Source organism: Butyrivibrio sp. Su6 (genome assembly GCF_900108105.1).
Classification (GTDB): domain Bacteria; phylum Bacillota; class Clostridia; order Lachnospirales; family Lachnospiraceae; genus Butyrivibrio.
This window is the reverse complement of record NZ_FNUR01000003.1, coordinates 147,607-162,029: the sequence shown is the minus strand read 5'-3', so window position 1 is coordinate 162,029 and position 14,423 is coordinate 147,607. Positions and strand designations below refer to the sequence as shown.

At 40.3% G+C, this 14,423-nt stretch carries 13 protein-coding genes; 11 read left to right on the top strand and 2 right to left on the bottom strand.

The window, feature by feature from the left end; translation table 11 throughout:
• The first annotated feature begins 31 nt into the window (after positions 1–31).
• The 7 genes from C4S54_RS04900 (at position 32) to C4S54_RS04870 (ending at position 8,388) form a co-directional block, all read left to right on the top strand.
• Positions 32–538 (top strand): SEC-C metal-binding domain-containing protein, encoded by a 507-nt coding sequence (locus tag C4S54_RS04900; protein WP_103868543.1) that lies wholly within the window; start codon positions 32–34, stop codon positions 536–538.
• Between the two features lie 128 nt (positions 539–666).
• A complete protein-coding gene (locus C4S54_RS04895; RefSeq protein ID WP_103868542.1) occupies positions 667–2,544 on the top strand; it encodes a threonine--tRNA ligase in 1,878 nt (625 codons plus the stop codon).
• Between the two features lie 50 nt (positions 2,545–2,594).
• On the top strand, positions 2,595–4,220 hold the full coding sequence (locus C4S54_RS04890) for a glycosyltransferase family 39 protein (RefSeq protein ID WP_103868541.1): 1,626 nt from the start codon (positions 2,595–2,597) through the stop codon (positions 4,218–4,220).
• Positions 4,221–4,232: 12 nt separating this feature from the next.
• Positions 4,233–4,835: a hypothetical protein gene (locus C4S54_RS04885; RefSeq protein WP_103868540.1), complete on the top strand. Its 603-nt coding sequence runs from the start codon at positions 4,233–4,235 to the stop codon at positions 4,833–4,835.
• A 118-nt stretch (positions 4,836–4,953) separates the two neighbouring features.
• A complete protein-coding gene (trkA, locus tag C4S54_RS04880; RefSeq protein WP_103868539.1) occupies positions 4,954–6,315 on the top strand; it encodes a Trk system potassium transporter TrkA in 1,362 nt (453 codons plus the stop codon).
• A gap of 1 nt (position 6,316) precedes the next feature.
• Positions 6,317–7,762: a TrkH family potassium uptake protein gene (locus C4S54_RS04875; protein ID WP_022774600.1), complete on the top strand. Its 1,446-nt coding sequence runs from the start codon at positions 6,317–6,319 to the stop codon at positions 7,760–7,762.
• Between the two features lie 104 nt (positions 7,763–7,866).
• Positions 7,867–8,388: a hypothetical protein gene (locus tag C4S54_RS04870; RefSeq protein WP_103868538.1), complete on the top strand. Its 522-nt coding sequence runs from the start codon at positions 7,867–7,869 to the stop codon at positions 8,386–8,388.
• On the opposite strand, the gene C4S54_RS04865 is transcribed toward C4S54_RS04870, so the two are convergent.
• On the bottom strand, positions 8,389–9,165 hold the full coding sequence (locus C4S54_RS04865) for a TraX family protein (protein WP_103868537.1): 777 nt from the start codon (positions 9,163–9,165) through the stop codon (positions 8,389–8,391). It abuts the gene before it with no gap.
• 6 nt (positions 9,166–9,171) lie between these two features.
• Positions 9,172–10,317, bottom strand: a complete 1,146-nt coding sequence (locus tag C4S54_RS04860) for a DUF3048 domain-containing protein (RefSeq protein WP_103868536.1) — start codon at positions 10,315–10,317, stop codon at positions 9,172–9,174.
• Between the two features lie 136 nt (positions 10,318–10,453).
• Here C4S54_RS04860 and C4S54_RS04855 point away from each other — a divergent pair, with 136 nt between their 5' ends.
• The 4 genes from C4S54_RS04855 (at position 10,454) to C4S54_RS04840 (ending at position 14,401) form a co-directional block, all read left to right on the top strand.
• Positions 10,454–12,058 carry an MBL fold metallo-hydrolase RNA specificity domain-containing protein gene (locus C4S54_RS04855; RefSeq protein ID WP_103868535.1) on the top strand — a complete coding sequence of 535 codons (1,605 nt, stop codon included), beginning with the start codon at positions 10,454–10,456 and terminating at the stop codon, positions 12,056–12,058.
• Positions 12,059–12,067: 9 nt separating this feature from the next.
• Positions 12,068–12,919 carry a thymidylate synthase gene (thyA, locus tag C4S54_RS04850; RefSeq protein WP_103868534.1) on the top strand — a complete coding sequence of 284 codons (852 nt, stop codon included), beginning with the start codon at positions 12,068–12,070 and terminating at the stop codon, positions 12,917–12,919.
• A 20-nt stretch (positions 12,920–12,939) separates the two neighbouring features.
• Positions 12,940–13,428 (top strand): dihydrofolate reductase, encoded by a 489-nt coding sequence (locus C4S54_RS04845; protein ID WP_022774608.1) that lies wholly within the window; start codon positions 12,940–12,942, stop codon positions 13,426–13,428.
• Between the two features lie 64 nt (positions 13,429–13,492).
• Complete coding sequence (locus tag C4S54_RS04840; RefSeq protein WP_103868533.1) at positions 13,493–14,401, top strand: diacylglycerol/lipid kinase family protein; 909 nt, start codon at positions 13,493–13,495, stop codon at positions 14,399–14,401.
• Positions 14,402–14,423: the final 22 nt, after the last annotated feature.

The following is a 14,423-nucleotide window of genomic DNA, read 5'->3' as shown; positions in this document are numbered from 1 at the left end:
ATAATAAAAAAAGAAATAGGAGTATTTGGTTATGGCATTACTTAAAAAATGGCGTGATATGGCTTATTCTGAGACTGCAGATAAGGGAAGTCTTCAGAAGCTCTGGACAGAATATTTTCAGAAAGAACGCGATATCTATGCAACTCTTTTAAAGAACCCTGATGAAGTTGTAAAGGGAACTGTAAAAGAACTTGCTGAGAAATACGGCGTTGATCTTATGACAATGGTTGGATTCCTCGATGGTATCAATGACTCTCTTAAAGAGCAGAACCCTATCGACGATATGGAAGAGGATACAGAGGTTAACCTTGGATTTGACAAGGAACTTCTTTATAAGAACATGGTAAACGCTGGTGCTGACTGGCTTTACAACCTTACAGAGTGGGAAGCTATCTTTGATGCAGACAAGAGAAAGGCTCTTTACAAAGAGGAGAAGGCTTCACATACAATCAGAAAAGAGGACAAGGTATATCCTAACGATCCATGTCCATGCGGAAGTGGCAAAAAGTACAAGAAGTGCCACGGCAAAAACGCTTAATTTGAGATATTGATCCGACAGGTAGAAATATTAAAGACTTTTGTCTTAATATTTCTATTTGTTGATTAATACAATATAGATTATGAAAGAGGCTGCTCCCGGTAGGGGTAGCACGAAAGGATGAAAAAATGAATAAAGAAGAGTATTTACAAGTTTACCGTCACTCACTTGCGCACATTCTTGCCAAGGCAGTTATCGAGCTTTACGGCGAGGAAGTTCAGTATGCTATCGGACCTCAGATTGAGGATGGATGCTACTATGATTTCGTACTTCCAAAGGCTGTAACACAGGATGACTTCAAGACAATCGAAGACAAGATGCGCGAGATCATCAAGAGAAGAGAGGATTGGACACGTAAAGAGGTCTCAAAGTCGGAGGCACTTGAAATGTTCAAGAATCAGAAGTTCAAGACTGAACTTATCAATGACCTTCCAGAGGATGAGGTAATCACTGTTTACTATACAGGTGAGGATTATGTGGATCTTTGCCGCGGACCTCACGTAGAAAACTCTCAGGAACTCTTTAATGCATCTTATCAGATTAAGTCTGTTTCAGGTGCATACTGGAGAGGCGATGAGCATAGAGATCAGCTTTCAAGAATCTATCTTTATGCTTTCCCAAGCAAGGATGAGCTTAAACAGCACATCAAGATGATCCAGGAAGCTATGGAGAGAGATCACAAGAAGATCGGTGCTGCACTTGATCTTTTCATGTTTGATGAAACAGCTCCAGGTATGCCTTACTGGCTTCCAAGAGGATGGAAGATGTATCAGGCACTTCTTAAGTATTCAAGAGAAGTACAGGAAAGACACGGCTATACAGAAATAGCTGCTCCTCTTGTTAACAACAAAAAGCTCTGGCTTATCAGTGGTCACTGGGCTCATTACGTAAACAACATGTTCATGGTTCCTGGTGTTTCAGGATGGCTTAAGGCAGATGCTGAGATCCCCGGTGTACTTGAGAACATCAATGAGCCTGCAGAAGAACCAAAGAACATCAAGATCCAGGCTGGTTCAGTTATCTACAATCGTGAGCAGGATGACACAATGGCAGCTAAGCCAATGAACTGTCCTAATGCCATGATGACATATAAGAGAACAAATCACTCTTACAAAGAGCTTCCTATCCGTTACAGCGAGTATGATGTTCTTCACCGTAAAGAGAAGTCAGGACAGATGAATGGTCTTTTCCGTGTTCAGGAGTTCCGTCAGGACGATGACCATACATTCGTAATGGAATCTCAGATAAAAGAGGAAATTGCAGACGTTATCTCAATCGCAGATGAGATCTACAAGACATTCGGTGTAACATACAGAGCTGAGCTCTCAACAAGACCAGAAGACTTCATGGGTGATATTGAGGTTTGGAACAGAGCTGAGGCTGCTCTTAAGGAAATTCTTGATGAAAAGTACGGCGAGGGTGGATACGAAGTAAATGAAGGTGATGGTGCTTTCTACGGACCTAAGATCGACCTTCAGATCAAGGACGCTCTTGGAAGAGAATGGCAGTGCGGAACAGTACAGCTTGACTTCCAGCTTCCTCATAACTTTGGTCTTACATACCAGGCTCAGGATGGAACAATGCAGATGCCTGTAGTTATCCACAGAGCTATTTATGGATCACTTGAGAGATTCATCGGTATCATCATTGAGAACTTCAAGGGTGTATTCCCATTCTGGCTCAGCCCATATCAGGTTGGTATCGTTCCAATCAGAGTTGAGCATAACGAATACGCTGAGAAGGTAGAGAAAGCTCTTATGGCAGCAGGCGTTCGTGTTGAAGCTGATTACTCAGACAACAACATGAAAGAGAAGATCAAAAAGTTCAAGAATTACAAAGATCCATACATCCTTGTAATTGGAGATAAGGAAGCTGCTGAGGGTACAGTATCTATCAATGTACGCGGTTCGAACAAACAGGTTCAGAATGTTCCTTTAGATACATTTGTTGAAATGTGCAAGAAACTTAACACAGAGCATTCACTTGAACTTATAGAATCACTTTAATCAATCATAGGCACAGCTATTTATTGGCTGTGCCTATTTAAGAGGATGGAATGTCTGAAAAAAGAATTAAAGTCACAAAAGACTGTATTGGAATAGCTTTTATTGTTGCGGCTATATATTGTCTGGTCAGAGCATTTCTTCTGACTTTTTCTACTGATATTTGGTACGACGAGCTCTTTTCCATGGAATTTGCCAAAAGACCTTTCGGGGAGCTTATCAGTCTTACCTCAAAAGATGTGCACCCGCCGCTTTATTACATGATCGTGAGGGTGTTTTTGATTCTGGGAAGCAGCGTTGGTCTGCCAATTGAAACAAGTGGCAAGATTGCTTCAATCCTGCCGTTTTTATTGCTTTTTATTTATGCAGTCACTGTTATCAGGAAAAACCATGGAATGCTTGCAAGCGGGCTTTTTTGTTTTGCGTCAGTCACCATGCCGGGACTTCCTGAATACACAACAGAAATCAGAATGTACAGCTGGGCACTTTTCTTTGTGACAGCTTCACTTATACATGCCTTCAATCTGATGAAAAATTATCTGAGCGAGGACAGAAAATGGGATTTCTTAAACGGAATCGCATTGTTTTTGTATGGAACAGCAGCGTTTTATACCCATTACTATGCTGCACTTTCAGTAGCAATTATTTATTTCTATGTTCTACTTTGGATGATAATAAAGTACGTTGCTGTCATGCGCGGAAACGATAGCAAAAAGCACCTGAATTTCAAGGCAATCGCAGCTGTTATCATCAGTGCGAACCTGACTGCTGTCTGTTATGTTCCATGGCTTTCAGTGCTCCTTGGACAGGCACATACTGTGAGCGGCAGCTACTGGATACAGCCTGTGGGACTTAGAACTTTTGGAAGTTGTATCAAATATCTTTTCAGTGGATATTTCTCAAATGGTATCATTACTACTGCAGTGGCGGTTATATTGTTCATACTTGTTGCTTTAATTGTGGTTAACAATGTGATCAGGCTGATAAAATGTGGATATCAGGATGAAAAAGAAAAGATAAAAGACCTTCAGAATCTTATGGCAGTCATGGTGCTTCCTTTGCTGGTTATTGTAGGAATTGTAGCATCGATGCTGATCCGCCCTGTGTTTGTTAACAGGTATATGATTCCTGCAATGGGGACTTTTTATCTGGCTTTAAGTGTTGTTATAGGAAGTGCTTTTAATAAGACTACATCCGGGAAAATAATAAATATATCCTATTGTATATTAGGGATGCTTATTGCTATAGTTGGATGTGTGGATTTTAAAGGCTTTATTGGCAACGAAGAGTACCGACAGGTCAACATGGAAAAGACATTAGAACTCTTTTCAGAAATAGATTCAGATACACTTATTATCAGTAACTTTGATCATGTTCAGGCTCTTTTGGCTTATTATCTAAATGAAGATGTGTCAGAGGATGAGCACAAGATATATCTCTACTACGGACAGCCTGAAGCACTTGTGGATGAAATGCTCACAGGACTCTATACAATCGAGGATTCTGTGGATGTTGAGAATTATCTTTTATCAGGAAAAAGAGTCCTCTTTCTCGGAAGCTTTAATAGCAGAGAAGCCATTCTTGATGAGTGGAATAAAGAATATGGTATAACCTATGAGAACCTTGGAAGCTATCTCATGGAGAGATATTGGTTTGACGTATTTGAGCTAAGCCTTTAATTTGGAGGAAATATGAAAAAGATACGAGCCGTTTATCTGCTTTTACTGGCTGTCACCATAGCCATTGTAAGTAGTGTTGGATTTTTAGATGGCATAACAAGTTTTGCCAAGGATGAATTAAAAGAGGCCAGACAGTGCACCTTTGTTGTGCCTTCAGACTTTGTACTTCAGGCTGAAACAGACACTTTTGTCAACAAGAATGAGCCTATGGAGTCTTCATCCATCAGCTACAACATATATGATAATGGAAAAAATATCACCCTTACTAACAGGGAGAAGAAAAGAAATCCTGCATCCATAGAAAAGGCAGTTATAGACAATACAGCCAATCTCACAAGGAGTGAGTATGAAAAGCTTTTGTCAGAATCCTATAATGAAGCCTTTGGCAGTGACGTGGACTTTACAGTAGAGAGCTTTGAGAATATTACTATCGACGGTTATCCGGGCTACCATATCGAGTCTAGTTTTATGGTGCCTGATCAGCAGAAGGCGTACCAGACGGTGTACATGATAATGTCAAAGTACAAGACCTTTACGATTACTTATCAGAGAGCGGAAGATGACAATTGTCAGGAGCTGTTTGAGCAGAGTGCAGCTACAATTCATGTAAATTAAATGAGCTAAGTATTGCTGTTTTTTGGGCAATACTTAGCTTATTCTTTGGAATAGCCGATATATTAATAGCTATTTGTGGTAGAATATATAAGGATTTTTATGTCTTTGGAGGAATGTTATGCGAATTATTATCGTGGGCTGTGGAAATGTTGGTCAGACTCTTACTCAGCAGCTCAGTAAAGAAGGACATTATATAACCGTAATAGAAGAAAAAAGCAGTGTTGTACAAAACGTTGTAAACAGCTATGACGTTATGGGAATTGTGGGCAACGGCGCAAGTTACTCTATCATGAAGGATGCCGGTATTGAAAAGGCAGACCTGATGGTGGCTGTAACTGATTCGGATGAGCTTAATCTTTTATGCTGCCTTATAGCTAAAAAGGCAGGTAATTGCCATACTATCGCACGCGTACGTAACCCTGTCTATAAAAAAGAGATTAATTTTATCAAAGAAGAACTTGGCTTATCAATGGTCATCAACCCTGAAGAAGCAGCTGCAAATGAAGCTGCAAGACTGTTAAAGCTCCCTTCAGCTACAAAGATTGAGACCTTTGCAAGGGGCAGAGCAGAACTTATCAAGATGGTCATCAGTGAGGACTCAAGGCTTTGCGATAAGGCACTTAAGGATATTCCAGCAGATCTGAAAAAGCAGGTTATCATCGCAGTTGTTTCAAGAGGAAAAGATGTCTTTATCCCTGATGGAAACTTTATATTAAGGGCGGGAGATGAGATTACTATCATCGGATCCAGCAGAAATACACTTAATTTCTTTAAAAAGATGGGACTTCCTACTGCAAAGGTGCACTCAACAATTATTGTTGGAGGCGGAGAAACCGGTTACTATCTTGCGGGACAGCTTATATCCTACGGTATTAAAGTAACTATTTTTGATAAAGATTCAGAGCGCTGCAAGGAGCTTTCTGAGCTTCTTCCACAGGCGCTTGTCATAAATGGTGACGGCACTGATAAGGATATGCTTTTGGAAGAGGGAATTACCAGAGTTGAGTCTTTTGCTTCCCTTACCAATCTTGATGAAGAGAACATAATGCTCTCAATGTATGTGAAAAACATCAATCCAAAGGCTAAGCTCATAACAAAGGTCCACAGAGTTAACTATGGTGAGATAATCGGATCACTTGATATTGGAAGTATAATTTATCCAAAGAATATTACTGCAGAGAGAATCGTGCAGTTTGTACGAGGAATGTCGGCGTCAAAGGACAGTAACATAGAGGCACTTTATAAGCTCAATGATGAAAGAGCCGAGGCTCTTGAATTTATTGTAAGAAGTGGAAGCCCTGTTATTGGCGTTCCTTTGTCTCAGCTTAATCTTAAGAAGGGTATTCTTATAGCCTGCATAAATCATTACGGAGAGATCATAACTCCTAGTGGAGAGAGCGTTATAAGAGACAGAGATTCGGTAATCGTAGTAACAACACGTACCGGATTAGATGATATTAACGACATACTGGAGAAGTAAAATGAACTATTCAATGATCAGATATATCCTGTTCAGACTTTTCAGGATCATGGGATTTCTTTTGATGTTGCCGTTTTTTGTGGCAATCATTCACAAGGAATATGACAGCGCGGAGTCTTTCTTTTTACTGATTGTTATCACGCTTGTTGTCGGTATACTAGGCTCGATAAAAAAGCCAAAGAGTACCGTTATTTATGCTAAAGAAGGCTTTGCCATAACAGCTCTTGCCTGGATATTTATGAGTATGCTTGGAGCTGTGCCTTTTGTTATGACAGGAACTATCCCCAATTATATTGATGCCCTTTTTGAGACTATATCGGGCTTTACGACCACAGGAGGAAGTATCCTTACCTCTGTGGATGGCATTGAATACAGTGTTCAGTTCTGGCGTACATTTACCCACTGGATCGGTGGAATGGGAGTTTTGGTGTTCCTCATCGCTGTTATTCCAATGGTTGATGGCTACAGTATGCACCTTATGAGGGCAGAGAGCCCGGGACCGGTTGTTGGTAAGATTGTTCCAAAGGTAAAAGATACAGCGAAGATCCTTTACCAGATATATATAGCTATCACTCTTTTGGAGATCATCTGCCTTATTATCACAGGAATGCCTATTTACGATGCGGTTACAATTACTTTTTCAACTGTGGGAACCGGTGGATTTGCAGTTAATAATGCCGGTATTGGTGGATATTCAATCGCAAGCCAGGCGGTTATCATTGTATTCATGGCACTTTGCGGTGTTAACTTTACCGTTTATTATTTCCTGATCAACAGAAAGCCAAAAGAGGCTTTTGCTGTAGATGAGGTTAAGTACTATTTTGCGACTATGCTCATAGCTGCGTGCCTTATCTCAATAAATGTATACAGAGCAGGAATCATTACCGATGGAAGACTTTCCTTCCATCACTCTCTGTTTGCAGTTACATCAGTTATGACAACTACAGGTTTTGGAACAATGGATTTTGATAAGTGGCCTATGTTTTCCAAAATGATCCTTTGTCTGTTATCTCTTGTAGGAGCCTGCGCGGGTTCAACAGGTGGCGGATTTAAGTTTTCAAGAGCAATAATCGTCATAAGAAATGCCAGAAACGAGCTTAACTACCTTGTTCATCCAAAGGCTGTAAAAAGAGTATATATGGATGGTCATACTGTAGAGGGTACCACTGTAAAATCAGTTTCAGCTTATTTGGGTCTTTATGTAGTTACTTTCATGATTTCCTGCATATTGGTGGCTCTTGATAATTTTGATTTTCAGACCACAGTTACTTCAGTGGCAGCAACCATGAATAACATTGGTCCCGGACTTGGGATGGTTGGTCCTATGGGCAATTATTCAGAGTTTTCACCTCTTGCCAAAATTGTATTGATGTTTGACATGCTTGCAGGAAGACTTGAGCTACTTCCTATACTCATATTCATAAAGCCCAAGACCTGGAAAAGATAAAATAATTATTAAATTTCTATAAACAAGCTCTTGAAAATTGTGTCCAAAATGTGATAGACTCTAGTAGTATTTGTGAATAGAAATGAATTTATAGGTGGGTTGAAATGACAAAAACAAGGAGAACAATGCTTATTGTTCTTGGCGCATTTCTCTTGGGGATATCGATACTTGCCGGTGCGATAGTGTTATTTAGTACTGCAAGTGAAGCCAATATGGATATTAGCCGTAGTATTTATGAGGGTTCTCATGAAACATCGAGTAAGAGCGAACATATTAGGCTCTCACAGAGAGTGACAGTTAAGACTGACGAGGGAACGCTCCCTTTTAGCGGAACGATTACCAAGTCGCAGGATGCTTTTTATCCGGGAACATACAAGATAGTTTTCAGTAACAATGCTATTTTGACTGATACAGCAACTATAGAGGTTAAGTTCCAGGTAAAAGAGGGAGAGACTGTATATATTCTTACAGGCAATAAGGATGGTGGATATTCACAGTATGCTGAAGTAGTCGCTCATGAACCGAATTGTGTTGAGTTCCAGACAAACATATTGCAGAATTATACACTTTCTACTACAAATATTTGTGGTGCTCAGGAGGCTATGGCTAGTCTCGTAGGCAACTGATCATATTTTATAAATTGCATAGCGGATTGCGTACAACAGTAGTAAATGTGCGGGGTAGAAGATATAGAAAAGATATTTGAGCTTTCCTAGATTTTTGCCCCGCTTTTTGTTATAGAAAAATAGGAGAATAAAGCCTGGGAAGGATTTGAATTCATTGTTGATTCCGCAGAGCAGGAAATATGAAGCTAAAAGGCTTACGGATTCAAAGGAATGAAAGAAGTAAAAGATTAGCATTATGCCAATGCCAAATTCGCGATAGTCACAGTTAATAACATGCGCCGTGTAGGCGCCAACTGCTATAACAAGGGCACTTGCAGGATAAAATGCAATGCGGTATATCTTTTTATCTGACATAGAAAATTCTTTTCTGAAAAAGTCTACAGCCCATATTACGAGAAGACCGATAAAAAGTGAAAACATGACATTTGAGCTGTACATGAAATCACCTTCAGTCTTATTAAAGGCCAGATCATAGGGATATTCAGAAATAATAGCAAAAATAAACAGACTAAGAGCGTATCTTAGTCTGTTTTTAGTGTGGTAAAAACCTTCAACCATTAGAAAGGCAAATATCGGAAAGGCACTGCGGCCTACAAATCGTAAAACCTTGTAAAACATGTTCAGCTTATCGAATTCAAAGATATCTTTCTGAACTCCGGCCTGGAATACCGGGAGAATGACTGCTGCGCCGATATGGTCTATAAGCATGCATATGCATGCTATTAATTTAAGTGTATTGCCATTAAGTTTGCGGTATTTGTCTATATTGAAAGTCATATTGTTTTATTCGAAGATAATTTTTTCCCAGGTGTCATCAGGAACAAGTGCAATGTATGTTTTACCGTTGTTGATCTCAAGTTCATCGCCGTTTTCATCATAGAACTTTGTTACATCAGTGTATCCTGATTTAACCCATGTAACGTCCTTGGCAACGCCGTTTGTGAGGTACCAGGCGTATTCACCAGCGCCGACACAGTTATAGATCAGATATCCTTCATCATCAAGCTGTGTGAAGCTGCATTTCTGAAGAATAACATTTTTGAACGAAAGAACTTCGCCGCTGTCGGCATCTTCATGAGGCTCTCCATATTCAGAGTACTCATAAAGTCCGGTCTCAGGGTTATAGGTAAGTGTTGAACTGTTATGAGGGAATGGAAGAGATACCTTGTTGGCAGAATATGATCTGTCATATTTCTCATCAAGTTTTATCTCTGTGCCATAGTCTGTAAAGTTAAAGTGGCTTCCTTCATTGGCAAATTCGTTATAGGTTTCTGAAATGTTTGCTTTAGGTATTTCTCTTTCAAGATCGCCGGAAACAATGTATTCAGTAAACTCTTTGTCCTTACCGTTGTTGATTCTTGAGAATAATCCTGATATATGGTCTTTAGCCCAATCCATGGCAAAATAAGCATCGTTATGGACAGGACCACCATCATGACAAAGAATTGCATTCCACTCTGAAGCTAAGATGATATTGGTAGGTCTGGTGCTACGAATGCTTCCAAACTGTTCAAGTGATTTCCAGTCTTTTACAACACACATGAGACGTGTAATACGGTCATTGGCAGTGCTGTTCATCATCTCGTAGACTACGTCAGCTTTGGCTGTTTCATAATGTGGAAGAGCCTTGATCTCGTTATCTACCATAACTGCAATAGGGCGCTGATCCTTGAATTCTTCACTAATCGGCTCACCTGTGAGTTCACTGAAATACATTCCCTCAGGGAGAACGTAAGGTTCGTCAGAAGTCGCAACATCCTCTACTGTTGTAGCTTCTGTGCTTGAATCATTTTTTTCTATTGCTTCATAAGAAACATCACCTGAGGAAGTATCCTCTGTGTCAGTTGATGAACATGCAGCTACTGAAAACACAGTAACAGCACACATTATGGAAGCGATAGCTTTTTTGGCATATCTATTAATATACATTTCCAAAGTCTCCTTAAAATAAAGTCAATCTATATTGTAACAAATTTACGAAAATATTTCCAATAATGTCAAAGAAACAACAAAGTGCCGTGTGAAACCGAAAGTATGTTATACTGATAAAAGCGAGGTATTGCAGATGAAACTTATGTTTATTGGTGCTGATCATGAGGTGACGGGTAGTTGTCATTATCTTGAGGCAGCAGGTAAAAAGATACTGGTGGATTATGGAATGGAACAGGGCAAGGACTATTTTGAGAATGTTTCACTTCCGGTGAGTGCGCCTGAAATTGATTATGTTTTTCTGACTCATGCCCATGTTGATCATTCCGGAAATCTTCCGCTTTTATATTCTAAGGGCTTTAGAGGAAAGATTTTTTCTACTGTTGCGACAGCTTCTTTGTGCAATATAATGCTAAGAGACTGCGCCCATATACAGATGCAGGAAGCAGAGTGGAGGAACAGAAAGGCCAAAAGAACCAAAGACATATCCGAGATGGAACCGGCATATACCATGGAAGACGCCGAGAAGACCATAAAGAGCTTTGTGCCCTGCAGATATGATGAAGAGGTTGAGGTCTGTGAAGGCATTAAGATCAGATTTACCGATATAGGACATCTGCTTGGATCGTCCAGCATTGAGGTGTGGCTTCAGGAAAAAAATGTATCTAAAAAGATTGTTTTTTCCGGGGACATTGGAAATAAGGACCAGCCACTTATAAGGGATCCACAAAAAACTGATGCGGCAGATTACGTGGTAATGGAGTCTACTTATGGTGACAGACTTCATACAACTGACAGGCCTGACTATATTAAAGCTCTTACAGAGATTCTTGAAAGAACCTTTGCAAGAGGCGGCAATGTTGTCATTCCTTCTTTTGCTGTGGGCAGAACCCAGGAAATGCTGTATTTTATCAGAAAGATAAAAAAAGAAGGACTGGTAAAGTCAAATCCGAATTTCCAGGTGTTTGTGGACAGTCCGCTTGCTGTTGAGGCCACAGAGATATTCAACGACAATCAGATGGATTGCTATGATGAAGAAGCCATGGAGCTTGTTAAAAATAGGATAAATCCTATCACATTCCCTGGACTTAATCTTGCAATCACCACCGAGGAATCAAGAGCAATAAATGAGGACCCTGAGCCAAAGGTCATCATTTCTGCTTCCGGAATGTGCGAGGCAGGACGAATAAGACACCATTTAAAGCACAATCTCTGGCGACCTGAGTGCACGATATTGTTTGTTGGATATCAGTCGGTAGGGACGACAGGACGTGCTATAGTAGATGGAGCCGAGCAGGTAAAACTCTTTGGAGAGACGATTGATGTAAAGGCAGATATCTGTAAGCTTGAGGGCTTGTCAGGACACGCAGATAAAAATGGACTTATAGAGTGGATAAATGGCTTCACTGTGCAGAGACCTAAAAAAGTTTTTGTGGTTCATGGTGAGGACAGTGTATGCAGCTCTTTTGCCGAGTGTCTGAGAAGCGAATACGGATTCGATGCCATGGCACCTTACAGCGGCACGGAAGTTGATCTTGTTTCAGGAGTTGTTCTTAAGGAAGGACTGCCTATTCCTGTAAAGAGAAAAGAGTCAACGCTTGTTTCGGATGTTTATGCAAGGCTTAAAGCTGCCGGGGCAAGACTTATGGGTATAATTGCAAAGAGCGAGGGGATAAGCAATAAAGATAAAGCTAAATTTGCAGATCAGATTAATTCACTTTGTGATAAGTGGAGCAAGTAGGAGGAAAGTATGAGCAGAGCTGACGAGATCTTTATCAATATGTGTAAAGATATATTGGAGAACGGAACTTCAACAGAGGGAGAAAAGGTAAGACCGCACTGGCCGGACGGAACACCGGCTTATACCATAAAAAAATTCGGCGTGGTCAACAGATATGATCTTTCCAAGGAATTTCCGATAATGACCCTTAGAAAGACAGCACTTAAGAGCGCAACAGACGAGATTTTATGGATATACCAGAAAAAGAGTAACAACATAAATGATCTTAACAGCCATATCTGGGATGAGTGGGCTGATGAGACAGGTTCAATCGGAAAAGCATACGGCTATCAGATCGGACAAAAGAGCATTTATAAAGAGGGTGAGTTTGACCAGATGGACAGGGTTATCTATGATCTGAAAAATAACCCTTTTAGCCGCAGAATCATGACTAATACTTATGTATTCTCTGATCTCCATGAAATGAATCTTTATCCTTGCGCTTACAGCGTAACTTACAATGTAACACAGAAAAAAGGTGAGGACAGGCTTACGCTTAATGCGATTCTCAACCAGAGATCACAGGATGTTCTGGCAGCCAATAACTGGAATGTGGTCCAGTATGCAGTTCTTGTGCACATGATCGCACAGGTTTGTGATATGAACGTAGGTGAGCTCGTACATGTTATTGCAGATGCTCACATCTATGACCGTCATGTGCCGCTTATCAAGGAGCTTATTGAGAGAAAACCTCTGCCGGCTCCAAAATTCAAACTTAATCCTGATGTAAAAGATTTCTATGAGTTTACAAGGAACGATGTATCACTCGAAGGCTATGAAGTAGCCGGAGACCAGATAAAAGATATTCCGATAGCCATCTAATAACACAATTTGGAGGACATATGAAAGCAATAGTAGCAGTAGACAGCAATTGGGCAATTGGACACAAGGGCAAGCTCCTTGTCAGTATTCCTGCCGATCAGAAGAATTTCAGAAATCTCACAACAGGAAATACTATAGTTTACGGGAGAAAGACTCTTGAGACTTTTCCACAGCAGGTGGTTCTTCCAAACAGAAGGAACATAATCCTTTCAACAAGAGAGGACTATACAGTAAAAAATGCAGAGGTGGCTCACAGCAAAGAAGAGCTTTTGGAACTTGTTAAAGATGTTGATACAGACAGCGTATTTATTATTGGAGGATCAAGTGTCTATAACGAGTTTATTGATGAATGCGATACTGCAATAGTTACTTTTATCGACAAGGAATACCAGGCTGATTCTTACTTCCCTAATCTTGATAAGGATCCAAACTGGGAACTTGTAGATGAGAGCGACGAACAGGTTTATTTTGATATAACCTACACATATAGGACCTATAAACGCAAATAATAAGCGGGCATCAGTGCTGATTTGGCTGTAATAAAAAAATGTGAGCGGAGTTGTATTTTTAATTATGGATAAAAAAAGAGCATTGATTCTTATAAACAAGACATCCGGAACAGGAAGGGCTGCCAGCGAGACTTTGGAAATAGCGACAGCTCTTGCACAGAAAGGGTATGAACCAATTGTTTACCCTATTCTTCCGGGGAGCAATCTGACATCAGAGGAGATAATACCTCAATATGATGGAAAAGTGGATATGATCATGTGCAGTGGCGGAGATGGAACCCTGAACCATGTCATGAACGCCATTATGCATATGAAGAAAAAGCCACTTCTTTCCTATGTTCCATCGGGAAGCACAAATGATTTTGCCAAGGGACTGGGAATTCCTTCTTCCAAGGCAAAAGCCATAGAGGTGGTTTCCAAAGGGATGCCTTATACCTATGATGTTGGAAGAATGAACGACAAATATTTTAATTATGTGGCTGCATTTGGTGCATTTTCAAAGGTTAGCTATGCTACAGATCAGGATCTGAAAAACGTATTGGGCTACGCTGCCTATGTTATCAGTGCAATAGCAGAACTTCCTCAGAATATAGGTTATAGCTGTCATATGAAGATTGAAGCTGATGATCTGTATGAAGAGGGAGATTTTATTTTTGGCGCAGTAAGTAATTCTGCTTCAGTTGCAGGAATGACTCTTTTTGCAGACAGCGATATAAAGCAGGATGATGGTTTCATGGAGCTTCTTTTGATCAAAGCTCCTAAGAATCTGGCTGAATTCAATGCGGTAATAGCTGCGCTTGCTACAAAAGAGCCTGACAACCCATATATTATTTACAAGCAGGTAAAAAGCGCAAAGTTTGTCTCAGACGATGAAACTGAGTGGACTCTGGATGGGGAATTTGGCGGAGCATTCAAAGAAACTGAGATAGAAGTTGTTGAAAAGGCAATAACCATTCTTGTCGGAAAAAAATAGTATTGACGAAAACGTTTAAGTA

Coding starts and splice junctions, on each gene's coding strand:
- C4S54_RS04840 (WP_103868533.1), top strand. CDS start 13,493: ATGGATAAAAAAAGAGCATTGATTCTTATAAACAAGACATCCGGAACA.
- C4S54_RS04875 (WP_022774600.1), top strand. CDS start 6,317: ATGAACTATTCAATGATCAGATATATCCTGTTCAGACTTTTCAGGATC.
- trkA (WP_103868539.1), top strand. CDS start 4,954: ATGCGAATTATTATCGTGGGCTGTGGAAATGTTGGTCAGACTCTTACT.
- C4S54_RS04860 (WP_103868536.1), bottom strand. CDS start 10,317: ATGTATATTAATAGATATGCCAAAAAAGCTATCGCTTCCATAATGTGT.
- C4S54_RS04870 (WP_103868538.1), top strand. CDS start 7,867: ATGACAAAAACAAGGAGAACAATGCTTATTGTTCTTGGCGCATTTCTC.
- C4S54_RS04845 (WP_022774608.1), top strand. CDS start 12,940: ATGAAAGCAATAGTAGCAGTAGACAGCAATTGGGCAATTGGACACAAG.
- C4S54_RS04865 (WP_103868537.1), bottom strand. CDS start 9,165: ATGACTTTCAATATAGACAAATACCGCAAACTTAATGGCAATACACTT.
- thyA (WP_103868534.1), top strand. CDS start 12,068: ATGAGCAGAGCTGACGAGATCTTTATCAATATGTGTAAAGATATATTG.
- C4S54_RS04900 (WP_103868543.1), top strand. CDS start 32: ATGGCATTACTTAAAAAATGGCGTGATATGGCTTATTCTGAGACTGCA.
- C4S54_RS04895 (WP_103868542.1), top strand. CDS start 667: ATGAATAAAGAAGAGTATTTACAAGTTTACCGTCACTCACTTGCGCAC.
- C4S54_RS04885 (WP_103868540.1), top strand. CDS start 4,233: ATGAAAAAGATACGAGCCGTTTATCTGCTTTTACTGGCTGTCACCATA.
- C4S54_RS04890 (WP_103868541.1), top strand. CDS start 2,595: ATGTCTGAAAAAAGAATTAAAGTCACAAAAGACTGTATTGGAATAGCT.
- C4S54_RS04855 (WP_103868535.1), top strand. CDS start 10,454: ATGAAACTTATGTTTATTGGTGCTGATCATGAGGTGACGGGTAGTTGT.